At 60.1% G+C, this 26,975-nt stretch carries 21 protein-coding genes and 2 pseudogenes; 15 read left to right on the top strand and 8 right to left on the bottom strand.

What is annotated here, in order from left to right:
- Positions 1-16: 16 nt before the first annotated feature.
- Together ACSQ8V_RS34920 and ACSQ8V_RS34915 are read right to left on the bottom strand one after the other, a co-directional pair.
- On the bottom strand, positions 17-2,221 hold the full coding sequence (locus ACSQ8V_RS34920; protein ID WP_436208866.1) for an acetate--CoA ligase family protein: 2,205 nt from the start codon (positions 2,219-2,221) through the stop codon (positions 17-19).
- Positions 2,218-3,453 carry an acyl-CoA dehydrogenase family protein gene (locus ACSQ8V_RS34915; RefSeq protein ID WP_436208865.1) on the bottom strand — a complete coding sequence of 412 codons (1,236 nt, stop codon included), beginning with the start codon at positions 3,451-3,453 and terminating at the stop codon, positions 2,218-2,220. Before ACSQ8V_RS34915 ends, ACSQ8V_RS34920 begins: the two co-directional genes overlap by 4 nt.
- A 140-nt stretch (positions 3,454-3,593) precedes the next feature.
- Between ACSQ8V_RS34915 and ACSQ8V_RS34910 the strand changes: the two genes are divergently transcribed.
- On the top strand, positions 3,594-4,442 hold the full coding sequence (locus ACSQ8V_RS34910; protein ID WP_436208864.1) for an IclR family transcriptional regulator: 849 nt from the start codon (positions 3,594-3,596) through the stop codon (positions 4,440-4,442).
- 240 nt (positions 4,443-4,682) lie between these two features.
- Complete coding sequence (locus ACSQ8V_RS34905) at positions 4,683-5,315, top strand: LysE family translocator (protein WP_436208863.1); 633 nt, start codon at positions 4,683-4,685, stop codon at positions 5,313-5,315.
- A gap of 121 nt (positions 5,316-5,436) precedes the next feature.
- On the opposite strand, the gene ACSQ8V_RS34900 is transcribed toward ACSQ8V_RS34905, so the two are convergent.
- From ACSQ8V_RS34900 to ACSQ8V_RS34890, 3 genes are all read right to left on the bottom strand, one after another.
- Entirely contained in the window at positions 5,437-6,531 is a 1,095-nt protein-coding gene (locus ACSQ8V_RS34900) for a PepSY-associated TM helix domain-containing protein (protein ID WP_436208862.1), read from the bottom strand.
- Between the two features lie 35 nt (positions 6,532-6,566).
- Positions 6,567-8,714, bottom strand: coding sequence for a TonB-dependent receptor family protein (locus ACSQ8V_RS34895; protein ID WP_436208861.1), 2,148 nt, complete (start codon positions 8,712-8,714; stop codon positions 6,567-6,569).
- 442 nt (positions 8,715-9,156) lie between these two features.
- On the bottom strand, positions 9,157-10,422 hold the full coding sequence (locus tag ACSQ8V_RS34890) for an MFS transporter (RefSeq protein ID WP_436208860.1): 1,266 nt from the start codon (positions 10,420-10,422) through the stop codon (positions 9,157-9,159).
- A gap of 147 nt (positions 10,423-10,569) precedes the next feature.
- Here ACSQ8V_RS34890 and ACSQ8V_RS34885 point away from each other — a divergent pair, with 147 nt between their 5' ends.
- The 7 genes from ACSQ8V_RS34885 (at position 10,570) to ACSQ8V_RS34855 (ending at position 17,910) form a co-directional block, all read left to right on the top strand.
- Positions 10,570-11,478 (top strand): LysR family transcriptional regulator, encoded by a 909-nt coding sequence (locus ACSQ8V_RS34885; RefSeq protein WP_436208859.1) that lies wholly within the window; start codon positions 10,570-10,572, stop codon positions 11,476-11,478.
- Entirely contained in the window at positions 11,475-12,671 is a 1,197-nt protein-coding gene (locus ACSQ8V_RS34880; protein ID WP_436208858.1) for a YbfB/YjiJ family MFS transporter, read from the top strand. Before ACSQ8V_RS34885 ends, ACSQ8V_RS34880 begins: the two co-directional genes overlap by 4 nt.
- 93 nt (positions 12,672-12,764) lie before the next feature.
- Positions 12,765-13,274, top strand: coding sequence for a DUF1697 domain-containing protein (locus tag ACSQ8V_RS34875; protein WP_436208857.1), 510 nt, complete (start codon positions 12,765-12,767; stop codon positions 13,272-13,274).
- A 313-nt stretch (positions 13,275-13,587) separates the two neighbouring features.
- Complete coding sequence (locus ACSQ8V_RS34870) at positions 13,588-14,391, top strand: hypothetical protein (protein WP_436208856.1); 804 nt, start codon at positions 13,588-13,590, stop codon at positions 14,389-14,391.
- A gap of 331 nt (positions 14,392-14,722) precedes the next feature.
- Entirely contained in the window at positions 14,723-15,766 is a 1,044-nt protein-coding gene (locus ACSQ8V_RS34865; protein WP_089164788.1) for a rod shape-determining protein, read from the top strand.
- A gap of 768 nt (positions 15,767-16,534) precedes the next feature.
- Entirely contained in the window at positions 16,535-17,026 is a 492-nt protein-coding gene (locus ACSQ8V_RS34860) for a polyhydroxyalkanoate granule-associated phasin (RefSeq protein WP_436186247.1), read from the top strand.
- Positions 17,023-17,910 carry a class I SAM-dependent methyltransferase gene (locus ACSQ8V_RS34855; protein WP_436208855.1) on the top strand — a complete coding sequence of 296 codons (888 nt, stop codon included), beginning with the start codon at positions 17,023-17,025 and terminating at the stop codon, positions 17,908-17,910. Before ACSQ8V_RS34860 ends, ACSQ8V_RS34855 begins: the two co-directional genes overlap by 4 nt.
- A gap of 141 nt (positions 17,911-18,051) precedes the next feature.
- Here ACSQ8V_RS34855 and ACSQ8V_RS34850 read toward each other — a convergent pair whose 3' ends face one another.
- The gene (locus tag ACSQ8V_RS34850; RefSeq protein ID WP_213763049.1) at positions 18,052-18,963 is read right to left on the bottom strand and encodes a LysR substrate-binding domain-containing protein; all 912 of its coding nucleotides are present in this window, start codon (positions 18,961-18,963) and stop codon (positions 18,052-18,054) included.
- Between the two features lie 549 nt (positions 18,964-19,512).
- Between ACSQ8V_RS34850 and ACSQ8V_RS34845 the strand changes: the two genes are divergently transcribed.
- The 6 genes and pseudogenes from ACSQ8V_RS34845 to ACSQ8V_RS34820 all read left to right on the top strand — a co-directional run bounded on the left by ACSQ8V_RS34845 (position 19,513) and on the right by ACSQ8V_RS34820 (position 23,474).
- Positions 19,513-20,589, top strand: a complete 1,077-nt coding sequence (locus tag ACSQ8V_RS34845) for a tartrate dehydrogenase (protein ID WP_436208854.1) — start codon at positions 19,513-19,515, stop codon at positions 20,587-20,589.
- Between the two features lie 148 nt (positions 20,590-20,737).
- Positions 20,738-20,863, top strand: a pseudogene (locus ACSQ8V_RS34840) (aldehyde dehydrogenase family protein); the annotation flags it as partial.
- A complete protein-coding gene (locus ACSQ8V_RS34835) occupies positions 20,860-21,849 on the top strand; it encodes a succinylglutamate desuccinylase (protein WP_436208853.1) in 990 nt (329 codons plus the stop codon). The pseudogene ACSQ8V_RS34840 and the gene ACSQ8V_RS34835, both read left to right, overlap by 4 nt.
- Positions 21,850-21,879: 30 nt before the next feature.
- A pseudogene (locus ACSQ8V_RS34830) lies at positions 21,880-22,110 on the top strand (cupin domain-containing protein); the annotation flags it as partial.
- A gap of 338 nt (positions 22,111-22,448) precedes the next feature.
- Positions 22,449-22,676, top strand: coding sequence for a DUF2934 domain-containing protein (locus ACSQ8V_RS34825; RefSeq protein ID WP_213762821.1), 228 nt, complete (start codon positions 22,449-22,451; stop codon positions 22,674-22,676).
- Positions 22,677-23,276: 600 nt separating this feature from the next.
- The gene (locus tag ACSQ8V_RS34820; protein ID WP_213762822.1) at positions 23,277-23,474 is read left to right on the top strand and encodes a hypothetical protein; all 198 of its coding nucleotides are present in this window, start codon (positions 23,277-23,279) and stop codon (positions 23,472-23,474) included.
- 131 nt (positions 23,475-23,605) lie between these two features.
- Here ACSQ8V_RS34820 and ACSQ8V_RS34815 read toward each other — a convergent pair whose 3' ends face one another.
- Positions 23,606-24,733, bottom strand: coding sequence for a VIT1/CCC1 transporter family protein (locus ACSQ8V_RS34815; RefSeq protein ID WP_436208852.1), 1,128 nt, complete (start codon positions 24,731-24,733; stop codon positions 23,606-23,608).
- 1,051 nt (positions 24,734-25,784) lie between these two features.
- Entirely contained in the window at positions 25,785-26,975 is a 1,191-nt protein-coding gene (argE, locus tag ACSQ8V_RS34810) for an acetylornithine deacetylase (protein ID WP_436208851.1), read from the bottom strand.

Here is a 26,975-nt window from a genome sequence, read left to right as displayed (position 1 = left end):
GGCAAGCCCCGCGACACTATCCGTCGACGACAGCGTGAGCGTTTTTCTGAACCTCGTCCACAACCGTCTCGCGCTTCGGCAGGCAGCGCGCAAGGGCATCGCCCGCGCGCACGCCCTTGCCCGCAGGCAGGACGAAAAGCGGATTGATGTCGAACTCCTTCAGGCCCGGTTCGAGGTCGAGCGCCATAGCAGACATTGCAACAATAGCGTCCGCCAGCGCATCGATATCGCCCGGTGGTTTGCCGCGCGCACCGTTGAGTATTGCGACTACACGCAGTTCGCGAATCATCGCGTGCGCCTCGGCGTGCGAGACCGGCGCGAGGCGCCACGCCACATCCTTCAGCACCTCGGCGTAGATCCCGCCGAGTCCGCACATCACGGCTGGTCCGAACGATGGATCGTTCTCGATACCAACGATCATCTCCACCGCATCGCGGATCTCTTCCTGCACGAGCACACCGTCGATCCTCGCGCCGGGAACATGGCGCCGCGCGTTTGCGACGATTTCATCGAACGCGTCCGCGAGCATCGCCTCATCGCGAATGCCGACGCGCACCGCGCCCGCTTCGGTCTTGTGCGGGATGTCGGGCGACTGGACCTTGATGACAAGCGGAAAGCCGATCGAGCGCGCGATCGACCGCGCTTCGTCGCGGTTGATCGCGATCGCACCCTTGGGTGTATCGATGCCATAGTGCGCGAGGAGCGTCTGCGCCGCGTGTTCCGTCAGATTACCCGAGCTCTCGGCGAGCAACGCGTGCGCTTGCCTGACATGACGACGCAAAGACGCCGGTGCGAGTCGTGCTGCCTCCCGGGCGCGGCGTGCTTGTGCATAGTTTGAGAGCACCGCGAACGCGCGCCCGCAGCGCACGGGCGTTGCATAGAGTGGTACGCCGCTCTGCTCGATCACGTCGTACGCTTCGCTCGCCATATCGCGGCGCGCATTCCAGGCGAGCATCATCGGCTTGTCGGTCGAACGGTAGACACGCTGAATCGCTTCGGCCATCGCGAGCGCAACCTCGCCGCTCGCAGCCGCCGCCATGATCGCGATCGAATCGATGCCGGGATCGTCGGCGATGATCTGCAAGGCATCGGCAAATATCTTCGGCTCGGCAAGGATGCCCGCGGTCAGGTCGACGGGATTATTCAGTGATGCGAACGATGGCACGATAGGCTCGAGCGCGGCAAGAGTCCGCGGCGACAGCGGCGGAAGCGTCATGCCCCGTTCGCTGCATGCATCGGTGATCAGGATGCCGGCGCCGCCCGAGAGCGTGACGACGGCGATCCGGTTACCGCCCGGAAGGCGTTTCGCCTCGAACGCCTTCGCGTAGTCGCCGAGATCGGCCACGTCGGTGACTTCGATCACGCCCGTCTGACGGAACGCGGTGCGATACAGCGTCGAGGCGCCGCCGAGATTCGCCGTGTGCGAAGCGGCCGCCTTGGCGCCATCGGTGGTATTGCCGACCTTCCACGCGAGCAGCGGTTTGCCGGCATCGAGCGCGCGGGTCGCGACTTCGACAAGCCGCCGCGCATCCTTCAACCCTTCGATATACGTAGCAATCAGCGACGTTTTCGTATCGTCGATGCAGGCGTCGACGAGGTCGAGCAAGCTCACGTCGGCTTCGTTGCCGGTCGTAATGAAATGCCGCAAGCCGATGCCGAGTTCGTCCGCCATGAGCAACAGCGCGCAGCCAAATCCGCCGCTCTGCGAAATCAGCGAGAGGCCGCCGGGCCGGTAATCGACGCCAAACGGCGCACCGAAACCCGCGTAAACACCGGTGTCCGTGCTGACGAGACCCTGGCAATTCGGGCCGATGATTCGAAGGCCAAAAGCCTTCGCAATCGACGTGCATTCACGTTGCAATGCAGCGCCCGCTTCTCCCGCCTCCGCGAAGCCCGAGCTGTAGACAATCGCGTAACGGATGCCCTTCTCCCCACACTGGCGCAACATGTCCGGCACACGCCGCGCGGCGACGAGGATCAGCGCGAGGTCGGGCGTGGCGGGCAGACTTTCGATGCTCGCGTAACATGCGACCCCTGCGATTTCAGCGTATTTGGGGTTCACCGGATACAGCGCGCCTTGATAGCCGTGCTGCATGAGATAGCGCATCGGCTGGCCGCTGATCGACTTAGGATCGTTCGACGCACCGATGATCGCGATCGACCCCGGACTGACCAGCCGTTCGATATCGAGCGCGCATGGTGACTTCGTGGCGGCACTCATGCGGCACGCGCAGCGGTCGTGCCGACGCTGTCCTTCGCCCGTGTTTCTTCAGCCAGTGCTTCTTTCGCCTGCGCCGCGCGCCGCAACGTAATCTTCGCGATGTTCAACTGATGGATCTGCGTGGTGCCTTCGTAGATGCGAAATGCGCGGACATCGCGATAGAACCGTTCCACTGCATTGTCCGCGAGATAACCGCGTCCGCCGAGCATCTGCACGGCCCGGTCCGCGACCCGCCCGCACATCTCGGAGGCGAACATCTTGCACATTGATGCTTCCAGCGCGACGTCCTCGCCGGCATCGCGTTTGCGCGCGGTGTCGAGAATCATCGAGCGGGCGGCGTAGATCTCCGTCTGGCATTCGGCTATCAGTGCCTGCACGAGTTGGAAGTCCGAGACCGGCCGGCCGAACTGCTCGCGAGTGGACGTATAAGCGACCGCTTCGTCGAGCATGCGGATAGCGGGACCCGTGCATAGTGCGGCGAGGTGGATGCGCTGCTTGTTCAGCACTTTCATTGTCGTGCGAAATCCCTGCCCTTCCTTTGCGCCGATCAGGTTCGCTGCCGGCACGCGGCACGCTTTGAAATGCACGTCGCCGACGGGAGAACCGGCCTGCCCCATCTTCTGATACGGCTCGCTTGTCGAGAGGCCGGGCGTACCGCGCTCGACCAGGAACGCGGAGATGCCGCCTGCGCCCGGGATTGACGGATCGGTACGGGCCATGACCGTGAAGAGGTCGGCAATGGGCGCATTCGTGATGAAACACTTGGCTCCGTCGAGTACATAGTGGTCGCCGTCGCGCCGAGAGGTTGTCTTTAGCGCGGTCGCGTCGGACCCGGCGTCGGGTTCGGTCAGCGCGAACGCGCCCGTCATCGCGCCCGATGCGAGGAGCGGCAGGTAACGCTGCTTTTGCTCGTCGGTACCGTCCGCGACGAGCGCCTCGGAGCCGATGCCCGTGTTCGTTCCGACGCGCGCTCGAAACGCCACCGACGCTTGTGAAAGCGCGAACGCACCGCGAACAAGTTGTTCAGTGGAAAGGCCCGCACCGCCGAAATCGCGTGGGATGCTCCAGCCAAAGTAGCCGAGGCCGCGCATTCGCTCGACGAGATCCGCGGGGACCTGATCCGCCTGCTCGATCTCGTTCTCGCGCGGAATCGCCTCTTCCCGCACGAAGCGCGCTACGTCGGCGAGTAATGCATCGAATTCGCCGTCGAATTCAAGTATTTGTCTGCTCATTGCTGTCTCCGTCATGTGTTCGGCTTATGGCTTCACTATCGAACTTTCCGAACTAAAAGGCGCTTGGTGTTCGACTATGCTGAACAGAGTTTGGATATGCGGAACACGGCGAGCAAAATGGGGGAATTGGAGGAGACGCCATGGGACGCACTAACATGCCGGACACGGCCACGATCGCGAGCGATTATCTGGAGTCGAAGGCGCGCTACGTGCCCGATGAATTCGACGGCGACCGGCAATTCGCCACTACGCTCGCACGCGGCCTAGACATACTGCATACCTTTACGCCGCGCGATTCCCAGCTCGGCAACGCTGAACTCGCCGCGCGCACCGGCATGAGCAAGGCCACGATTTCACGGTTCACGTACACGCTGACGAGGCTCGGCTACCTGCGCGTGAACCGGATGAACAACAAGTTTCAACTCGGGTCGGCCGTGCTATCGCTCGGCTATCCGCTGCTCGCGAGTCTCGCCGTGCGGCAGATCGCGCGATCCTCGATGAAGGAGCTGGCGGACCATATCCGCGGTTCGGTGTCGCTTGGCATGCGCGACCGGCTGAACGTGGTGTATCTGGAAAGCAGCCGCAGTAGCACGCCGCTTGGCTTACCCGCGGACATCGGTTTGAGCTATCCGATCGTTCGCACCGCGATGGGCCGCGCCCTTCTCGCGGCGTTGCCGAGTGAACGGCGCGAGGCGCTATTGAATGAGATCTCCGTCAAGACGCCCGACGAATGGAACACGTTCGGGAAACGCGTGCTGCAGAGCATCGATTATTTTCATGAGCGCGGCTTTTGCGTGTCGTACGGCGATCTGCGACGTGAAGTGCATGCCGTGGCCGTGCCGATGAGGCCAGCGGCCGATGGCGAGATCCTCGTGTTCAACTGCGGCGTGCCTTCTTATCTGCTCAAGGACGGACAGTTGGAACGAGACGTCGGGCCGCGGTTGTTGTCTATGGTGCGTAGCGTCGAAGGCGCGATGGGGATTTATTAGGAAGTAACGGTGCGGCGAGAAGGTTGGGTGTGGGCCAGTCCGTTGGTAGTTCCTGACACTGCGAAATGGCTTGTCCGCAATAAACCTCGATCCGGTAGCCCATCAGGGTCGACAACGTATGCAGCGTAATAGTTGGCACCGTAACTGATGCGCAATCCTGGCTTGCCGTTGTCGCGCCATAATCAATGGCATCATTCATCTACGGTTGTCCCCATCCAAAACGCTTCACCGAGCCCGCGAATGTCCTTTCATACCTGGTTTCTTTTCGCAATAGCGTATCTGGTCACCACTATTTCCCCGGGACCCAACGTCCTGCTCGTCATCCGCAACACGGTGCGATTCGGCGGCCGTGGCACGGCTGCGACCATCGCGGGGAATCTGCTGGCTCAGTTGGTCGTGGTAGTGTTGGTAGCGTTGGGTGTGGGCGCGGTGCTTGCAGCCATGCCGCCGTTGTTTCTCGCCATGAAGGTCATGGGAGCGGTTTATCTCATGGTCCTGGGCGTGAAGCAATTGAGAAGCGGGAAGCCCAAAGCAGCCGCATCCGTCAACGCACTGCCCACGCACTTTCTCGACAAGCGCAAGATTTTTCGGGAAGCGTTATTGGTTTCGGGAAGCAACCCCAAGACGCTGATCTTCCTTTCTGCGTTCATGCCGCAGTTCATCACGCATGACCAGCCGCTGCCGGCACAGTTCATCGTGATGTATCTGACCGTGGCTTGCACCGTGGCGCTGGTTCACACCGTCTACTCGTTCGGGGTGCGCCGGATTCATAACGGGCTTGGCACAAGCCGGTGGATTGAGGCCCTGAAGCGTTGCAGCGGCTTGGTCTTCTTCGGTCTGGGTATCAAGCTTTTAACGGCAAGGCAGGCCTGACAATCTGGTGCGGGTTGCAGGTACAGTTGGCCGGCTAGCCGCTATGGGAGAGGTAAACCGCCGTAGCGATAAAGCACGCGAACCACTAACACCGAAAGCAGCAACCCACCACCATCACCCGTCAACGCGTGCGCGCAACCCGGATTTTTCGTCGCCGCCACCATTGCCAGATACCTGTCACCGCAATAACGCCCAGCGACATACCGCCGATCGCAAGAACACCCTCAAGCAGCGGGCCACCAAGCTCGCCGGTATGCAACGGATAAATCACGGCAACCGCGCGCGCCCCCGGATCAAGCGCATTCCAGCGCCGGACCTCTAACACCTTGCCGGTGAACGGATCCAGCCAGACCGACGACAAGCCATTCGGATGGGGATCGTCGGGCAGTTTCAGGCGCACGCGCAGAGGTACGCCCGGTTTCGCCGGCAATTGAACGAGACCGATCATTGCATCGGGGAACTGCGCTTGTGCCTGCGCAACAAGTGTATCCAGTGGCAACATCGGGCGCGGTGATCGCGACGCAAGCGGCAATACCGGCGCGTGCATCGGCCGGACTCCGCTTAGCGTGCTGACAAAACCGCCAAGCGGGCGCCACGCCATGTAGGCGCCGGTCGCTACCGACAGCGCGATGACCAGGCCGATCGTCGCACCACCAACCCGATGCAGATCGTACAGCGCCCGGGACGTCCCTTTTCGCAACTCAACACGCAAGTTCGGACGTCCCGAACGCGGCCACCACAACACGAGACCCGACACGAGCAGCAGCAGGTAGCACAGCGCGACGAACGCAAGTAACGCCTTGCCGATGTCCCCGAGCCAGAGCGAACTGTGCAGCTTGAACAACACGTTGAAGAAGCCTTGCGTCTGTGCACGGCGTCCGAGTTCATCGCCGGTGAAGGGATCGATGTACACCGTACCGCTCCACTTACCCTTCACCATCATCCGCAGACTTTCGTCCGCTGTACGCGGCGGGCGAAACGAGAACGTCGCGCCGTCGCCAAACCGGGCAGCGAAACCTTGCCGGATCTGTTCGAGCGGCACGGTGGACACGTGCTCATGCGCACTCACCTTGAACAGGTCAGCGTGTAGCCGTTCGTCAACAGGCGCACCAATCATCAGCAGCGCGCCCGTGATACCCATGATCACGAGCACCCAGCCAAGCGAAAGCGCAAACCATCGGTGCGCCGTTAGCCAGAGCCTGCGAAGAGGAGGCATCCGTCCCGGTAGAACGTTAAGCACCAGAACAGACCTCAATAAACGAAATGGCCCTGCACGTAGACCATGCGCGGCGCGCCGACCATCCGTCCAGCGTTACCGTCGACATTGCGTGTGTAGTAGCGCTTGTCCGCGATATTGTTGACACCCACCGTGAGGTTGCTGCCCTTCCAGCCGGGGATCTTCCAGTCGGCCTGCATGTCCCACACCCGGAAACCCGGTATACGGCCGACGCGTCCATCAGGCGTTTCCGCGACGGTGTTCGCTGTATCGGAGTACTGAGCACTCTGGTGCGTGCTCGATACATTGAATGTCCACCCGTGCGTCGCATAGCGCAGACCCAGTGTATCGGTGAAGCGCGAGTAGAACGGCACGTCGAGGCCCGCCGTAGCGCCCGATTCCTGGATCGCTTTCGTGTACGTGAAATTCGCGTACGCGTCGAGACCGCGCAACACGCTGTCCTCGGCGAATGCGTATTCGATTGCGGTTTCCACGCCCTGGTGATGCGTCGCGCCGATGTTCTGGAACGTGGCCGGCGTGATGCCCGCGACCTGGATGATCTGGTTGTCGAAGCGCATGTTGAACGCGGTCAGTTCGGCATGAATCTGCCTGCTCGACCAGCGCGCGCCTACTTCATAAGTCTTCGCCAGTTCCGGCTGCAGCGGATTGGTCGCTGACTGCGAGTTCAACTGCAGATTCTGCACCGGACCAAACGACGTGCTGTAGTCGGTGAACAGCGTCAGCGCCGAATTCCACAGGTACGACAGGTTCACCGACGGCAGCGGCTTATTATTGTTTGTCTCGTAGGTCTGGTTGAGCGTGTCGTCGCGGCGTGTCGATTCAATGTGTTCGAAGCGCACACCCGGCGTGAGGCGCCAGCGTCCATAGGCGATACGGTCGTCGATATAAACCGCGTGCGCGTTGGTGGCGTTGTCGAAGCTGCTCGTCGGGCCGATCACGCCCGTTGCCAGCGTCTGGTTGTAGCTGTTGTCGTCACCGCGCTCGCGAATGTAGCGATACCCAACGGTCACATCGTTTTTAAGCGGCCCGAGCGAGAAGCGCTGCGTGAAGCGCGGTTCAATGCCGAGCGTATCGTAGTTGCGCGGCTGATATTGAAGCTGCGTACCCGTCGTATTGATGAGCGTGCTGCTGCGGTAGCTTTCGTTGTAGTACGCACGCACCTCGAATTCCTGCGTGGCCGACAGCGTATTCACATAGCCGATATCAACCGCTTTGCGCTCGCCATTCCAGTAGTCGGTCGGACGGGTATTCTGGAACGGGTCGGCGTTGTATTGCGCGACCGTCAGGCCGCCCGGCGTGCGTGACTTCACGTCGTAATACGAGAACTTGCCGTAGAACTCGGAGGTCGGCGTTAGCTCGTAGCGGAACTTGAGTGCGAGGTCGTTGACACGCTCGTCACTGCCCTCGCGCCAGTCGCGCCCGGTCATGCCCGAGTACAGCAGCGCGAGGCCGAGACCGTTGTCGAGCTGCGTGCCAAGGAACGTGCTGTACGTCGTGTTGCTGCCGCCGCCGCTGGTGTAGATGTTTTCGCGCACCGACGCGTCGGCGGTCAGGCCGGACTTATCGGGAATCTCGCGGGTCTTGAAGTTGATCACGCCGCCCACGTTCTGCGGGCCGTAGCGCACCGCGCCGCCGCTGCGGACCACGTCTATCGATTCGATATTGCCGAGGCTGATGGGCGCAAACGACAACTGCGGCTGGCCGTACGGTGCGACCGCGAGCGGGATGCCATCGAGCAGCACGGTCGAGCGCGGCGTGTAGCGGCCGGTCAAACCCCGGACGCCGACGTTCAGCGAAACGGCGCTGCCGGCTGTGCCGGAATTGTCCGTGGACTGCACGCCGGGAATGCGCCGCATCACGTCGCCAATACTCGTCGCGCCGCTCTGGTTGATCTCTTCCTTATCGACAACCGTTCGCGCGCCGGCGAAGGTCTTCACGCTGTTTTGCAGGCCGGTTCCGAGCCAGTCTCCCGAGACGACGATCGAGTCGAGCACGGTCGGGTTGCTATCGGTCGCGGTCGCGGCGGGACTTGGCGTTGCGGCTGCGGGGGCTTCCTGCGCGGATGCCCGATCGGGCTGGCTGAGAAAGGCTAGCGCGGCAACTGCCGCAAAACGGGTAAGCGTGCTGACCGTATCGACACTACGGCGTTCGGCAAAAACCATGATTCCAGATGTCCTTCATTGTGTTCGGCAGATGCGGTTTTGAGCGGCGTTTCCACGCGAGACGCGAGCGCAGCACAATCCCCACAGGAATTGTTACGAAATGTTTTGAAGAATGCGGGCGCAAGTATAAATACGAATCAATATCAATTGAAAGGTAAATTTGGGATTTCGTTTCAAAATTTGAGGAACTTGCGGTGAGATGCGAGGCGTGACGTGCGAATGCAGTCAGATATTGCGTGCGAAGCAAGGAGTAAGCTTTCTAAATAATTACGCCTTTGATCGGGGGGGACGTCCTTTCGCTTCGTGGTCTTGCAGCAAACGAAGCGTCCGGGGGCTCCTGATTGCCGGAACCCGTCGATGAACGCCCCTGCCTGACGGAGCCTATGCGGCCCTCTTCCACCCGTGAACAAAGTTCCCAGGCAAAAGGGACAGCGTCGGCAACTCAGCTCACAGGCCTGGCCGTCGCCCATCGATTCAACCCGGCACAAACCAGCAATAACGAAGCCGTCACAAAAAACACCGCCCGCAAACCAATGTGCGCGCCAATCAACCCGCCGATCAACGGGCCTATCACCTGCCCGCTGAACTGGGCGGACTGCAGATAGCCAAGCGTCTTGCCGGAATTGTGATCGGCAACCGCGTGCCGGATCTCTTTCGCTATCGATGGAAGCAGCCCCGCGAGCGTCATGCCCATTAAGCCGCGAAGAATGGCCAACTGCCACCATTGGTGAACAAACGCCTGCGGCACCAGTACCACGCTGGTCGCCACCAGACACCCGATGATGACCTTCGAGCTGCCGATGCGATCAGCCAGCGCGCCAAAACGCGCGGCAGTCAACATGCTGCCGAACGCCGATGCCGCCATGACGATCCCCGCCATGCGCGCGACATGGTCGCCTGGTACACCCAGTTGCCCGATATAAACAGTGATGATCGGCTCGATCGACATGTTGGCGAGCAACACCATCATTGCCGTTACCAGCAGCGCGAGGATCACCCGTTGGTTCATTGCCGGAGGCAAAGCAGCGCCAACATCGACACGCTTTTTCGCGTCGTTCGCACGATCGAAATCTTCGCGCACGAACACGACGGTCAGCAGCGCAGCCACGGCTATGATCGCGCCGCCAACGAAGAAGGTACCGCGGATACCGACGTATGTCGGCAGGAATCCGCCGACCAGCGGTCCCACGAGATTGCCCGCGAGCGCACCCGTCGACAGCACGCCCAATGCCCATCCAGCGCGCTCGCGTGGCGCCTGCGTGCCGACCATGACGATCGAGGCGGAGGCATAACCGCCGATCAACCCCGCGATCAGCCGCAGCACGACAAGCTCGGTCAGGTTATGCGCGAGGCCGATCAACGACATCACGATGGCCATGCCGACCGCCGCACGGATCAGCATGGGCTTGCGGCCATAACGGTCCGCCAGGCGTCCCCAAAGCGGCGCGGTAATCGCGGTGCCGAAGAACGTTGCGCCGAACGCGACACCCGACCACTGCACGACCGCCGCCGGAGAACTCACGCCCAACTGCTGCACGTACAGCGGCAGGAACGGCAGCAACATGCTGAGACTGAGCAGCGTTGTAAATGACCCGAATACGCAGACAAAAAGATTGCGCCGCCAATACGGCGCGTTGCGTTCGGCATAGCTCGGCTTCTGGACACGGCTGTCCGGCGGCATGAGGGAACTGGTTGCTTGCGGAGTCATGGGGGCCTCGATCGTCCTGTCAGGCATTGAGCGATGGCCGGGCGCATGTGCGTCGATCCGGATCACCATCGCAAAAGAAGTAGACTGCTTGCATATTATCTCAATTTGGGAATATGATGTTTACATCGTTCTCTAATTGAGATTTTCATGGACCACACCAGCCTCGACATTTTTCGCGTCGTCGCCGCTGAACTCAGCGTGACCCGCGCGGCCAAGCGGCTCGGCCGCGTGCAATCGAACGTGACCACGCGCATCCAGCAGCTCGAGGAGGAACTCGGGGTGGCGCTATTCCGGCGCGACGGCAACCGTCTTACGCTGAGCACGGAGGGCGAACGTTTTCTCGGCTACGCGAACCGCATGCTCGCTCTGGCCGATGAAGCGCGACAAGTGCTAAGCCCGCAAGCGCCCTCCGGCACGCTGAGAATTGGCAGCATGGAAAGCACGGCCGCGGCTCGTCTTCCGGGACCGCTTGCCGCCCTTCACGCCCAGTACCCCGACGTCCAGCTCAGGATTTCGACTGCGCCCTCGCGGCAATTGATCGAACAGGTTCGCAACGGTCTGCTCGATTGCGCGTTCGCTGCGCTGCCGCCATGCGGCGAGATGGCATCGGCTTTGGATCTCGAAGCAGCCGGGCTTCACGGCGAGCCGGTCTTTCGCGAGGAGATCCTGCTCGTGCTGCCGCCCGGACATGCCGCCGTCCGTCAGGGCGCAGATATCACCGTGCGTTCGCTTGCCGCGTTTGCACAAGGCTGCAGCTACCGCGTGCTCGCCGAGGAGTGGCTCGGCCAGGACAGATCGCCACTCGATATCCAGGAGGTCGGGTCCTATCACAGCATGCTTGCGTGCGTTGCGGCCGGCGGCTGCGTATCCCTTGTGCCGCGCAGCGTGCTCGATCTGCTGCGCGAACCGCCAGCGCTCCGCACTCATGCTGTGGCGAAGGTGGATACGTGGCTCGTCCATCGAAACGGATACGAAACGGCAGCATTCAACGCGCTGCGAGAAGCGCTCACGCCTTTCGTGTCGAAGCAGCTCGCAGCAAAAAGGAAATCATCATGAGCACGATTCGCCAGGCTTCGTCGGCTGCAGGCCAAGGCACCGCGGCGCTGATCGCCGCTCTTGTCATGGCGGTCGGAATGGGGTTCGGACGCTTTGCGTTCACGGGCATCTACCCGGTCATGGTCAGCGATGCCGTGCTCACCGTGCATCAAGGCACGCTCGCCGCATCGGCCAACTATGCAGGTTATCTGGCCGGTGCCCTGCTGACTGCCGCCGTGCATCCGCGACACTCGCGCAGGCTGTGCATGCTTGCGCTCGCGGGCATCGTGGTATGTCTCGGGGTGACGGCGCTGCTGAATGCGCCGTGGCTGATCATCGCGATGCGCGGCATCACGGGCGCCGTCAGCGCGGTCACCATGGTCGCGGCGTCTCTCTGGCTGCTGCAGCATCGCGGCCACACGAGCGGTGCGCCCTTGCTTTATGCGGGTGTCGGCATGGGCATTGTGCTGTCGTCGGAAATGTTGATCGCGGGACGTGCGTTCGACCTGCATAGCGCCGGGCTTTGGTGGGTGCTGGCAGCAGGCGCATTGATCCTCGCCGCAATTGCGCTGCCAGGTCTCGATGCACGCCCGGTTGAGACCGGAGGCACGCGTGCAACCTTACACGGACACGAGTCCTTCCCTGCGCTCGGTGCAGGACGGCTGATCGCGCTCTACGGACTGGCGGGCTTCGGCTATATCATCACCGCGACCTATCTGCCCTTCTTCGTCAGGAACGCAATTGGTTCAATCGATCCCATCCAGGTCTGGGCATTATTTGGCCTGGGCGCGGCTCCGTCGTGTTTCATCTGGCACGCAATCCATATGCGCGTTGGCACACGACGCGCGCTGTTCCTGAATCTCACGCTGCAAGCTGTTGGTGTCATCTTGCCGGTCGTGGCGCCGAACCCGGCCGGATACCTTGGCAGCGCATTGATCGTAGGCGGGACGTTCATGGGCACCACGACTATTGCGATGCTCGCGGCGCGTCGGGTTGCACACACCCTGCGTGTGAGCATTCTCGCTGTAATGACCGCATGCTTTGGCGTCGGGCAGATCGTGGGACCGCTTGTCGCCAATGCGATGTACGCACCGCATCATTCGTTCTCGGGGTCGTTGGAGACGGCGGCTGCGGCGCTGGCCGTGGCGGCGCTGCTTTGCATCCGTCTAGACCGGTCTGATCAGGAATCGGTCATTGTTCAGCACCAGCATTAGTGTGCTCGCCCGATATCTGCAAAACCGCGAGACCCGGTTTAGTCGGCTTACGGCACAGAGCCATGCAGATAGAAATGGCAATAGAATGCCTGGATGACTACTTACGCCGCTCTTTTGCGGGCCGTGAATGTTGGCGGCACCGGCAAACTTCCCATGTCCGAACTTCGCGCAATGTGCGCCTCCGTTGGTTTTTCCAATGTGCGCACGTATATCGCCAGCGGCAACGTTGTGTTCGAAAGCAAGCTTTCGGAAGTATCCGTGATAGCGAAACTGGAGCGTTGTCTTGAGACTTATGCCGGAAAGCCGGTAGGGATTTTGATCCGGACGGGCGCGGAACTGGCGGCGGTTCTTGCCAATAATCCCTTTAGTTCAGCGGCGCCGAATCGAACCGTCGCAATCTTTCTCGACGCACCGCCTCCCGCAAATGTGCTGGATAGTGTGAGTGGCCGGCAAGCAGAAGAAATCGCACTCGGGACGCGTGAGATTTATGTGCACTACAAAGACGGAATCGCCCGTTCAAAACTCAAAATCCCGGCCGTTGGGATGGGCACCGCTCGCAACATGAATACCGTGGCCACGCTCGCCGAGTGGACCGCGGCGTAGGTCGATCGACGTGACCGCACGCATGACCGTCCCCCCCAGTGCTCGCTGCTCACTCGTCAACCACGGCGGCTACGGCAGATACCGGACTATGAGCCGCGTGGCCTCGTCGACGAGCGCTCCAAACCCTTCGTCCGAGAGGCTTTCAGAATGGTGCACGACCGCTATATGTGTCAGTGCCTCTATTGATGTCACGCACACAAACACCGCAAGCCCGCGTGATTGGAAACGGCCAGCCCATTGGTTTCAGCGATCGCCATGCCCTCCACCGGACAATCGACAACTTGGAACTATACTGGGGCACTTGGAGGTTTCAATGGCCGATCACGACCGACTGCATCCACTACGTCCGCTCCTGAAGAATTGGGTTTGGGAGCATGGTCGAATTGGGACTCGCTATCTCGACTGCGCCGATGGCGAAATCAAGTTTGATGAAGGCAAGAAATCGCATTTCGCAGCCGAGAAATATATCTACGTGCCCCTCGATAAGGACGCTCAAGACGATGTATCCGCGGAGGGTCCTGCGATCCAGGACGCGGGACTTGCGCGCTTCTTGCGGGCGGCGCAATTAGGCACGCCAGAGGAAGCCGGTTCTGTCGCGGAGGTTCAGCGCGCAGTGCAGGATTGCGTGGAACTCGGGCTATTCAGCGCATATCAACTGGAGGCTCGAGAGGCATTGGCCCGCTATACGCAGGAGCCCATGTTCGAGGACGAGATCCGCGCGGCGGTTGTCGAAGACATCCGGCGTATTTACACCGGCATGCGGGAGCAACTGGCGCTATACGATTTCAGTGTGCTTTACGGCTTGCCCGCGCCGCTGCTGATCAGCGAGACGCCCTTCATCGACTGGCGCGTGCGGGCCAGTCCGGGACTTCCGTTTGTATCGCTTCCGCTGGGACCTTACTGCCTGCTGGTCGGCGCGGTGTCGGGCAGGAAAAGCCGGATCGGCCCGGTGGTCTGGAAGGCCGCTACTGCCATGGGGCCGTTGAAGGACCACAACCGATGGATTGCGGAGCACGCACGTCTGTGGCTGGTGGCGACCACGGATGACCAGCTCATCGCGGCCCAAAGCCGCTTTGCCGCGGCCATGGGCTCCAGGCAGGAGGATGCGAAGCCCTGACCGAAACCGGCGACGGGGGACAACTCCTTCTCCCGATTAAGGGCGCTTATGGCCGACGCCTGTCGCAAATTTTGGCTTCTTGCAGCTCACAATGCCGGAGCCATCCACCACCGACATACGACAGAGCCGTTGCGGCCGGCTACGCTGGTTTGCCAGAATTCATCGACGGCCGGCCCTCCATCTCCAGGCATGCAGGTCCTCGTTGATAACAACGTGCGGGCGGCGCTGCGGCTCCGTTCCCCCGAAGCTGTTACTCTTCCCCATTCTCGACCGCAGGTTGGTCGCACGCGATGGGGCCAAGCGCTTGCCGTCAAGCAACACAGGATTTTGAATGTTCGGTTTTCTGCGCAGTTATTTTTCCAACGACCTGGCGATTGATCTCGGCACCTCAAATACGCTGATCTACATGCGTGGCAAGGGTATCGTGCTCGACGAACCCTCGGTCGTGTCGATTCGTCAGGAAGGCGGCCCGAATGGCAAAAAAACCATTCTGGCCGTGGGCAAGGAAGCCAAGCAGATGCTCGGCAAGGTGCCGGGCAACATTGAAGCTATCCGCCCGATGAAGGACGGTGTGATCGCCGACTTCAGCATTACCGAGCAGATGATCAAACACTTTATCCGGATGGCGCACGAGCCGCGCATGTTGGCGCCATCGCCGCGGATCGTTGTCTGCGTGCCCTGCGGATCCACTCAGGTCGAACGGCGTGCGATCAAGGAAGCCGCCCATAGCGCCGGAGCGTCGCAGGTGTACCTGATCGAAGAACCCATGGCGGCCGCCACCGGTGCCGGTCTGCCCGTGTCCGAGGCGACCGGCTCAATGGTCGTCGACATCGGCGGCGGCACCACCGAGGTCGGCGTCATTTCACTCGGCGGCATCGTGTACAAGGGGTCCGTGCGCGTCGGCGGCGATAAATTCGACGATGCGATCGTCAACTATATCCGTCGCAACTACGGCATGTTGATCGGTGAGCAGACCGCTGAAGCCATCAAGAAGGAGATAGGCTCCGCGTTCCCTGGCTCGGAAGTCAGGGAAATGGACGTGAGGGGCCGCAACATGTCCGAAGGTATTCCGCGTAGCTTCACGGTATCCAGCAATGAGATCCTCGAAGCGCTCTCCGATCCGCTGAACCAGATAATTTCCGCAGTCAAAATCGCGCTCGAAAACACGCCGCCTGAACTTGGCGCTGACATCGCCGAGCGCGGCATCATGCTCGCGGGCGGCGGTGCCCTGCTTCGCGACCTCGACCGTTTGCTTGCCGAGGAGACCGGCCTGCCGGTGCTCGTCGCTGAAGCCCCCTTGACGTGCGTCGTGCGCGGCTCGGGCATGGCGCTCGAACGCATGGACAAATTCGGCAGCGTCTTCTCCTACGACTGAAGGCGGCGGCGAGTGCTGGGCACAGTGAGACAGCCACGATTGCCGTGGTCAAAGGGGAAGAGGATTTCTATACTTTGCAATGGTCTCAGAGAGGCAATGCAATGCCGGCTCCGATTGATATCGCGTGAACAGGTGGGCCGGAAGGATGCAAGCTCTCATGCCCTTGAAACTTTGCTTGAACGTGCCCGGGGAACAACCACCGTATCCGAGTTGCGTCGGACATTGAAGCCTGCTTCCACGCTCGACAGCCGCTGATGCTAACGTCGAGCACTACGCCCATTTCAAGCGGCGTAAACACCTTGATGTGCGCGCCAGCCCAGGCGTCCCTCAAGGGGATTTCCTGTGCGGCATACTTCACAGAGCATCCCGCGTGAAGTATGCCGCTGTTTTTATGATCTCGTTCTCCCGATCAGGCCGAGCTCTATCGCCCCTTCCGTGATCGTCTGTCCAGCGCCTTGGAATTCCGTATCAGCGCCATTCATGTGCGCCAAAACGCGCTCAAATGACTTGTTGCGACGCAGCATTTATCGGCCTATGCTGCAGTGTGCCGACGGCGACTTAGGCGAGCTATGCCGATCGTAGAAACCTTGCGAAAGAGCCACGGACGCGTCGTATGAACTTGGTCTGTCAAACCTGCATGTCTTTGAACTCGACAGCGGATGGAACTGCGGACTACAACCGAGCCCTTTCGGCGTTCGACAAAAAAGTCGCTGCGTTCAGCGATCAGTTGTTCGAATCAGAGGCGCAAACGCATCCCTGGAGTACTTCATGACTTCCTCGACTTTCTTACCATCTCTCGGTGAACTTTCCACGAACTGGTTGCGCCTTTTTACGGAGACGTGCGAAATGCTCAACGCGACCACCCAGGTCGTTAAAGTTCGCACCACTCGCATGGCGATGGCCGGCCCGCTGCCCAATGAGCGGGACCGGGTTGAGTTCACTCTAATGAGCCGGGAAAAGAGCGAGGCAGCGTCCGAATCTATCCAGGCGATGGGTTCAGGATTCGTAAATCTGGGCATGGCATTGGCGATGGATACCAGCAAACATATCTGGGCTACGTCCGCGGCGGCCTCAGCCTTGGCGTCGAGTCAATCTGCAACGCAATGGATTGAATGCCAGGCGGCGCTGTTGAAGATCGCAGCAGCCTCTCCGGCCAATCCGTTGCAGTTGGCCAATTCAACCGCCCGCGTGGTCCAGGAGAGCCTCGCACCTATTCACGGCCGTGCGACCGCAAACGCCAAGCGTCTAGGTGTGCTTTGACAGCCGCCGTGTTAGGCGCACCGCTTCTTGAAGAGGATTCGCGGGCTCGCAATCACCGCGCCGGCAGTTTCTCGAAGGTCCCATGCAAATTGGATGGTGTGTCAGAAACCATGCTGTGGACGCTTTACGACCGTGCGTGCGAGGCATGTCGGCCTGACGGCATTCTCGCTGACCCCGATAGCGTGCGCATCTGCAATGCTATCGACTACGATTTCGTGCGTCGTTTTGGAGAGCCCGTCGGTTCGTTTGCCGCACGGGCGGCAAAGATCGACGAATTGTTGAAGCGATGGCTCCAACGCCATCCGGATGGCCTGGTTGTATCCCTGGGTGAAGGCCTCGAAACGCAAGCTCACCGCGTGGACAACGGCCGGATGCGATGGCTCACGGTCGATCTGCCTGCTGCGATCGAACTACGCCAGCACTTTCTTCCTTCATCCACGCGCTTGCGCCACGTTGCTGCGAGCGTGTTCGAGCCGGGTTGGATTGAAGGGATCGAACCGGGCCCTGATGTATTTATCGTGGTCCAGGGCCTCTTCATGTACCTTGAGCCCGACGCGGTGAGACGTTTGTTCATCAGGATCATCGAGCATTTCCCAGGCGCCGAGATCGCCTTCGACGTCATTCCGCGGTGGTTTTCCCAGTTAACCCAATGGGGTGTCATGCAAACGCCACACTATCGCCTGCCTCCCATGCCCTGGGGTATCAATAGCGATGAGATAGCAGCGCGCCTGCACAACTGGTCGTCAGCCATCACGGCATTGAGCGTGCTTGAGTACCGAGCCCCCCGCGGTTGGCCAAAGATAATGGAAGACCTTTTCCGTATGAATCCGCTAACAAAAGGCCATTTACCTTGCCTGGTACATGCCAGGGTTCGGAATCAATGACCGCCTGGACTCGTGATAAAGAAAATAGCCAACACAGGCAGACCACTAACCGCGAAAGCAGCAACCCGGCATTGCGACCGCTAACGCTTAAACCCATCCCCTGGCGTGAGCGCCTTCATCGACTCATTGTGCAACAGCGTCTCAAAGCGCCGGCAGGTTCCATTGCGCGAACTCGTCGGCGAGAAAGTCCACGCACACCCTCACTTTCGCCGAAGCAGCCAGCCGCGCCGGGTACACCGCCCAGACGTTAGCGGGTTGCGTGACATCAGGCAGCACTTGCAGTAACTGGCCGCTCTCAAGCAACGGGCGAACGTCCCACAGCGAGCGCAGCACAATCCCGCGTCCGGCCAGCGCCCATTGCACCGCGACCTCGCCGTGATTCGTCGACAATGGCCCGGTCACCTTGATCGAAACCGGTTCGCCACGCACATGCAAGCGCCACAAACCGAACGGGTGATCGCGTTCCTTGATCGCCAGGCACGCATGGCTCGCTAGATCGGCCAGTTGCTTCGGCGCACCATGACGTTCGACATAGTCCGGCGACGCGCACAGCACGCGATGATTCGACGCCAGCCGCTTCGCAATCAAATGCGCCGCGATCTCGTCGCCAATCCGTATATCCAGGTCGAAACCTTCCCCCGCCACGTCCACCAGCCGGTCGAACAGATCCAGGCGTATGCTCAGTTGCGGATGTTGGTCGGAGAGCCGCGCCAGCGCCGGGGCCACAATATGCCGCCCAAAACCAAAGCTGCTGGAAATACGCAGCGTGCCGCGCGGAATGCGGCGCGTAGTGGACACGTCTTCCACGAGATGATCGACGTCGTCGAGGATTTTTTCAGCCCACGCGTAGACACGTTCGCCCGCCTCGGTAATGGCGACACGGCGTGTGGAGCGATGCAGCAGGCGAGTGCCGAGATCGGTTTCGAGCACACTCACGCGCTTGCTGACGTACGCCGCCGAGACCGACAGGACCTCTGCCGCCGCGCTGAAGCTGGACTTGCGGGCGACCGTGCAGAAGACGCGGAGATCATCGAGGTTGGGGGAAGACGGGATATTCATTATTCACGCTTCGTGCACAGTGGCTTAACCAAAACGCCAATTTTAAGCCTTGTAGGGGGGAATAAAATAGTAGCCACAGCCCCAACCATGCTTACGGCTTTGCACCTTGGTTGGTCAGCGCCGTGGTTCGACGAGAGTACAAATTCGGAGGGGTTTATCCGCGGATAGCGCGGGGTGCCCCTTGGGCAGGTTCAGTCACTGGTGGCGAAGCGTGTGGGTATCCGTGTTCGGAGAAAGAGGGGTTCACACATCCTCCGCTCTGGCGAGCACCGTGCTTTTGGGGCACCTATGAATAGAAACTGCACGCTGTGGACACTTAGGGTAGCGTGGTTGAAAGCGTTTTCTTTGCTTCGTTTCTTTGTCGCTTTGGACAAAGAAATGACGTGCCGCCACGCACAGTGGCTAATAGTGATAAAGAGAAAATCCGACTCAAGCAGACCACTAACGCCAAAAGCACCAACCCGGCATTAACCCAGACTGCTAAAGCAAGACCCCAACCCAACACCTCCAAGTGCGAACGAAACCCTTAACAGGACCCCAACCATGACCTACAAAATCGCCGTCATTCCCGGCGATGGTATCGGCACGGAAGTAATGCCCGAAGCCATCCGCGTCCTCGACGCTGCCACGAAGCGCTTCGGCATTTCCATCGAATACAAGCACATTGAATGGGCAAGCTGCGGGTATTACCTACAACACGGCCAGATGATGCCCGACGACTGGAAAGCCCAATTGCAGGACTGCAACGCCATCCTCTTCGGCGCGGTCGGCTGGCCCGACACTGTCCCCGATCACATCTCGCTGTGGGGCTCGCTCATTAAATTCCGCCGCGAATTCGACCAGTACATCAACCTGCGCCCTGCCCGCTTGTTCGAAGGCGTGCCGTCGCCGCTCGCGAACCGCAAAGCCGGCGACATCGATTTCTGGATCGTGCGCGAAAACACCGAAGGCGAATATTCATCGGTGGGCGGCGTGATGTTCGAAGGCACGGACCGCGAGTTCGTGCTGCAGGAATCCGTGTTCACACGCCACGGCAGCGAACGCGTGCTGAAATTCGCATTCGATCTCGCGCAGCGCCGCGAGAAGAAAAAGATCACCGTCGCCACGAAAAGCAATGGCATTGCCATCAGCATGCCGTGGTGGGACCAGCGCGCCGCCGAAGTGGCCGCGCTCTTTCCGGACGTCAAGTGGGACAAGCAGCACATCGACATCCTGTGCGCCCGCTTCGTCCTGAATCCGGACCGCTTCGACGTGGTCGTAGCGACCAACCTTTTCGGCGACATCCTCTCCGACCTCGGTCCCGCATGCACCGGCACTATCGGCCTCGCGCCTTCAGGCAACCTCAACCCCGAACGCAAATTCCCCTCGCTGTTTGAACCGGTGCATGGGTCGGCGCCGGACATCGCGGGCAAGAACATCGCGAACCCCGTCGCCATGATCTGGTCGGCAGCCATGATGCTCGAGTTCCTCGGTGACTTCAAAGGCCCGGAACGCGACGCGCACGACGCTATCCTTGCTGCGATCGAAGCAACGCTCAAGGAAGGTCCGCATACCGGCGACCTCGGCGGCAAGGCGAGCACAACAGAAGTCGGTCAGGCGATTGCCGCGCGGCTGGCTTGAATCAACGAGCCTGGGCATCGCGCTTAAATGAGTTGGCTTAAATCAGGAGCATGGCCTTATGACACGCCAGTTCGAACTGAAGGAGTTGATCCGCCCGGACAATTTCATCGATGGCCAATGGCGCGCAGCCACCAACGCCGCCGCTCGCGCATTGTCCAGCGAAGCAGCGCCCTTTGGCGGCGTGACAGAATCGGGTTATGGCCGCGAAGGGTCGAAGTACGGCCTCGACGACTACCTTTCCATCAAGTACCTCTGCCAGGGGAATCTCGCATGAACACGCCCGTTGAACATTATCCGATCGAGGTCACGTTCCCCGATATCTCGGTGCATGCAGAGCCCGAATCGGGCATTCCGTATGTGCACACGTTCGACTCCGGCTTGCCCGGACCGCACGTGATGATCAACGCGCTGACGCACGGTAACGAGGTGTGCGGCGCGATTGTGGTCGATGCATTGCTGCGCTTGAAATTGCGGCCACGGCGCGGCCGCCTGACGCTCTCGTTCGCGAACGTCGAGGCGTATGCAAGCTTCGATCCGTCGAAACCCGATGCCGCCCGTTTCGTCGATCAGGACTTCAACCGCGTATGGACCAGCAAGGTGCTCGACGACACATCGCGTACGTCCAGCGAGCTTGCACGGGCTCGCGAGATGCGTCCGGTCATCGATACCGTGGATGCCCTGCTCGACCTCCATTCAATGCACGAACGCAGCAAGCCGCTGATTGTCGCGGGTCCGCTGGACAAGGGCATCGAGTTATCGTTGCGACTGGGCACGCCGGCCACGGTGATCTGCGATGAAGGTCATCCCGAAGGCCGCCGGATGCGCGATTACGAGGGTTTTGGCGATGCCGGCAGCCCGAAGAACGCGTTGTTGATCGAATGCGGACAGCACTGGGAACGCAGCGCTGTCACGGTCGCCCGCGATACCACCGCGCGCTTCCTGCTGCTCTCCGGCGTGGTCGATAGTGAAGACTTACCCGGCGACTGGCTGAGCCCCCTGCCGCCGACCATGCACGTTGTACGGGTGACGCAACCGGTTGTGGCGGAGAGCATGGATTTTCGCTTCGCCGAGCCTTATACGGGCCTGGAAATTTTCCCCGAAGCGGGCAGCTTGATCGGCTGGTCGAATGGCAAGCCGATCCACACGCCTTACGACGACTGCATGCTGGTGATGCCGTCGCTGCGGCAATTGCGCCCCGGCGTGACCGTCGTGCGACTGGGGAAGATCGAGCGAACAGTAAAGCGGGATACTGCGGCCTGACATCACGAGTAACGAATCAATAAGGTCCACGTGAAGGTTCGGCAAATCGAGCAGAGCGTCAGCCTGAAAAATCCCGAGGATTGGGGCACCGCCGGCTTGGCCGGCACAACGCCGATTTAAGTCTCGGGCGTGCAACGCGTGATCCAAGGTAGCGAAGCGATTGATACCGGTATTTTCGAATGCACGACAGGAACGTATCGGCACTCGGTGAAGCGGGCGGAAGTGATGCATTTTCTGGCGGGACGCGGTCGCGTTACGCCAGTTCGCAAGCGTCCTTTAGCAATTCACTTCTGCAATTCACTTCTGCAATTCACTTCTGCAATTCACTTCTGCAATTCACTTCTGCAATTCACTTCTGCAATTCACTTCTCATACGTTCATTGCGATTTTTACCGCCGCGTGCCGTTTGCCAAGTATTTCAACACGCCCGACACTCCCCGCCGAGTGTCGCCGCTGGCCATCCACCCGCGCTCAACGCAAGTTTTCGGGTGTCACGAAAATTGCTGCAAACGTCATTAAGCTCAAGCGAGCTTGGCACGGTCACGCTTTGCGTTGACCGACGTTTTTCGGATCGAGTACTCATTTTTACGGGGCAGACTATGGACGTCCAAATGTCGGAAGAGCAGATTCGCACGCTTGCGTTCTATCTTTGGGAACAAGACGGTAGTCCCGATGGACGCGCAGACGAGTATTGGGAGAAAGCACGGCAGCAGCTCGGTCTTGAAGGTGCGACGCAGGACGGTAAGGCAGTGGATGAGGGCGAGACCGAGACAGCAGGATTTGGCGAAGAACCTGAGGCGACGTCGGGCCGTCCGCTGGCGGAATAAAAGCCGGTGCGCCACGGCGATTCGGCCGTGAGATCACGCGGAGCCATTCGACGCAACGCGGGTTTCGCTTCCACGCCGCGCTTAGCGGGGCGGCAACATCTTCGGACAAGCAACACACCACGTATGCATCGCGCGTGATACCGCATCGCTGTTCACGTGGTCATTCCTGTAACGTATCCGCCTTTACGGGGCACAAGGCAATATCCGCCGATACCACCAGCCGAACCTCGGGCGGTGACCCGTGCAACCTTAGCCCCGGCCATGAAAATCCGATTCCGGCTAAACCCGGGATGCTGAGCCCCTGGCGTTCGTCGTCCCTATCGAACTATCGAACGTCGACCAATCGCGCTAGCGCTTGCGAGGCCGCGATACTGTTGCCCTAAACATACGCTTAACGCGACGCAGGCCCACCCGGCAAGGGCCTGTGCGGCTGTATTGGTAACACTACCAATGTCCTGAACCTGGCGGTTGGCGCCTACTGGAAGAACACAAACTGCGGCTGACCGGTGTTTAGTCTCGGGATTGCGCTATCAGGAGGCGCATACGTCTACCGGGTCACGCCGTTGTTTTCGCCGATAACTAAACGAAGTGGTGTTCAACATGAAGACGTTCAATCATCTCAGTGCCTTGACCTCGTCGCTTGCAGGAAGCCGTAGCAAGGTATCCAAGGCCGCAGCCAAAACCGAAAAGCAATGCTCCTCGTATGTATCGATGCTTCAGGCACCCATGACCGTACTCGCCTGCAACGTGTCCGATCGTGCCGACATTACAGCCATTGCGATACTTGGGTATAACTAGGCGGGTCGTTACGCGGGTGAAGTCACCGCTTGAGCGGCTTTCCCGGCTTGGCTGAAAACAGCGGGAAAGCGAAACGCACGCGAAGGCCGCGTTGGTTGAAGTGACATGGGGCCCAGGCGAAACCACCCGTGTCAGGATATCGACACGCCAAGCAAATGGCCTACGCAAAATGTAAAGCTTGCGGCAATACATCCAATTACGATTTGTCTCATCGCCGAAAACGCTGCACCACGTCCATTGAAAAGCGATGTGAACACGCCGATCGCAGCAAGTGCAAGCGCACTTAATGCAACGCACTGCATGATTGCCGCGAGGCCGCTGGTCCACAGGAAAGGCATCGCCGGGAAAATTGCGCCGATCGAAAACAAGCAAAACGAAACGCCTGCAGCAGACCAGGGATTCCCGCCCAACTCGGCGGGATCAAGGCCGAGCTCTTCACGTGTCAGCGTGTCGAGCGCCTTGTCCTTGTCTCGCATGATCTGGGCGGCAACACGTTTGGCCTCGTTACCATCGAGGCCCTTCGCTTGGTAAATCAGTGCGAGTTCGTGCCGCTCGGCGTCAGGCGTGTGTTCAAGCTCGTCCGCTTCTTTCGCAATCTGGGTGCGTGCGAGTTCCCGTGCATTAGTCACGGATAACCACTCGCCCAGCGCCATGGAACACGCGCCCGCAATCAGGCCGGCGAAAGCTGTCAGCAAGATGGTCTTGTTGTTGATCCCCGCGCCTGCTACCCCCATGATCAGACAAAAATTCGATACCAACCCGTCGTTCGCACCAAGGACGGCCGCCCTCAGATCATTGCCGGACGAGACGCCCTTGTGCCACGACTCCGCTTCGGCAATCTCGGCGCCTTTCGACCTCTGCGGGCGCTTGTGATTCGCCACGCTTTGCACCATGTCCGCGTGCCGATGTTCTTCCTCGGCCATCTGCGCGGCGTCCGGCTGCCCCGCGTATTTATCCCTGTCTGCGTATTCGGCGGCGGCAACCGTGCGCAACACGAAATCCGGGCCGAAGACTCGCACGAGCGCCCGCATGACCCGGGTCTTGGCGCTGTACTGATGCGTCCGGACCTTGACGCCGTTCGCCCGAAGTTTCTCGCGCCACACTTGCGCGTGCGTGAACTCGGACGCAGCGAGTTCCGCATAAATGGCCTTCTTCGAACCATCTTGCTCGACGTTCGCCAGCGTTTCGTAAAGCGCTGCACTGTCGAGTTCGTCGGCCAGGTTCGACCTGAACCTTTTTAGCTCCGTTTTTGACGCCAAAGGATTGCTCTCCTCGCCCGGGTCACTGGAAATTTCTCAGCAAATCCTAACGGATCAAGCGGACTAACTGGTTAAAGACCTTTAACGTCTGCGTAATTGAGAATAGCAATGGTTTGTACAACGTTCAACGAGCCCATTGGTTTTCGTTCGCACCGGGGGTGGATGAGGCCTGCTGGCGACCAGGGGTCAGGGTTGGTGCTTTCAGCGTTAGTGGTCTGCCTGAGTCGGATTTTCTCTTTATCACTATTAGCCACTGTGCGTGGCGGCACGTCATTTCTTTGTCCAAAGCGACAAAGAAACGAAGCAAAGAAAACGCTTTCAAACCACGCTACCCTAAGTGTCCACAGCGTGCAGTTTCTATTCATAGGTGCCCCAAAAGCACGGTGCTCGCCAGAGCCACGGATGTTTGAACCCCTCCTTCTCGCGAATCCTGACACGAACACGCTTCGCCCCGTACGCTCTCGGGCAAGCACGAGGCGCCCAGGAACCGGCACGGCCTCACGCGTATTTGCTTCTGCGGTTCTTCGTGAGTTAGCTGCTCGGTTTGCGCTGTTATTTCCGAGGGTTAGGGCTCACGCATTCTGCGGCCTCATTTCTTGGTGTGTTGGCGAAGTGATTCGTCATGCGTACAAATTCGGCAGGAGGTTTGTCCGCGGATAGCGCGGGGTGCCCCTTGGGCAGGTTCAATCACTGGTGGCGAAGCGTGTGGGTATCCGTGTTCGGAGAAGGAGGGGTTCACACATCCTTCGCTCTGGCGAGCACCGTGCTTTTGGGGCACCTATGAATAGAAACTGCACGCTGTGGACACTTAGGGTAGCGTGGTTGAAAGCGTTTTCTTTGCTTCGTTTCTTTGTCGCTTTGGACAAAGAAATGACGTGCCGCCACGCACAGTGGCTAATAGTGATAAAGAGAAAATCCGACTCTCGCAGACCACTAAGGCCGAAAGCACCAACCCGGCATCAACCCCGACCGCAAACCCCAAACCCCGGCACCACCCCCAACGACCAACTCCAACGACCAAAGCACCGCCCTAAGCCGCGCAGGCAAGCACCTAAGAGCGATCGGCCGGCAAAGCAGCGGGCAGGTTCATGGAAAGCTTGCCGAGAAAACTCAGGCATTTCGATAACTGGTCGAGTTCAACATACTCATCGGCTTTGTGTCCTTGTTCGATCGAACCTGGGCCACACACCACGGTTGGAATGCCGATCGATTGAAACAGCCCGCCTTCGGTACCAAACGCGAGCGTTCGCACGTCTTCCCGCTCAGCCGCGGCACACGCCAGCTCCCGCAGCCAGCTAGCAGCGGCCTGGTCGGAGAGCGCCGGATAGTCGACCAGTTGCTGCCAGTCGATGCCACTGCCCGCAAACGTCTCGCGCATGGCGCCCACGATTTCGTTATCCGCATAACGGGTGATCGATTCCACGATAACGTCCGCGCTGTCACCGGGCAGATTGCGAATCTCGAACTCCACCTCGGCGTGATCCGGTATTACGTTCAACGCGATGCCGCCGTTCAGGCGTCCCGTATGAACCGTCGTGTAGGGAGGGTCAAAGTCGTGATCAAGCGCCGCGTGGGTGCGCAGGTCCCGTTGCGTGCGGCGCAGGAACGTCACCAGCTCCGCCGCAAAATCCACCGCGTTGACACCAAGGTGCGTCAATGCCGAATGCCCGGCCAGCCCTTTCACGCAGCATCGGTACGCCTTCTTGCCCTTGTGCGCGACCGCGACCTGCATGCTGGTCGGTTCTCCAATAATGCACGCCAGTGGCTTCACCGGCGCAGCCGCCAGTTCACGCAAGAGGCCGCGTACGCCCCGGCATCCAACCTCTTCGTCGTAACTGAATGCGAGATGGATTGGCACCTCGCGACACGCTTGCACAAAATGCGGCACGCTCGCGAGCACAGCCGCAATAAACCCCTTCATGTCCGCCGTGCCACGGCCAAACACACGATCGCTGCCACGCGTCATTTCGAACGGCGGAACGGTCCACGGCTGGCCATCGGCGGGAACTACATCGGTATGACCGGACAAGCAGAGTCCAGCCCGGTCCTTGGGACCAATGGTCGCGTAGAGATTCGCCTTGCGCCCGGTTTCATCGAATACAAGGGACGACTCCACATCGTGCCGCTTTAGGTACTGCTGGATGAAATCGATCAACGCGAGATTCGATTCCGAACTGCGGGTATCGAATGCGATCAGGGAATCCAGCAGATCAAGCGTGCTATCCAGCAAGGCATGCGTCAT

Origin of the sequence: Caballeronia sp. LjRoot31 (assembly GCF_964253885.1) — a bacterium.
Classification (GTDB): Bacteria; Pseudomonadota; Gammaproteobacteria; order Burkholderiales; family Burkholderiaceae; genus Caballeronia.
The sequence above is the reverse complement of the archived record's forward strand: the minus strand, read 5'-3'. Positions and strand labels throughout refer to the sequence as shown.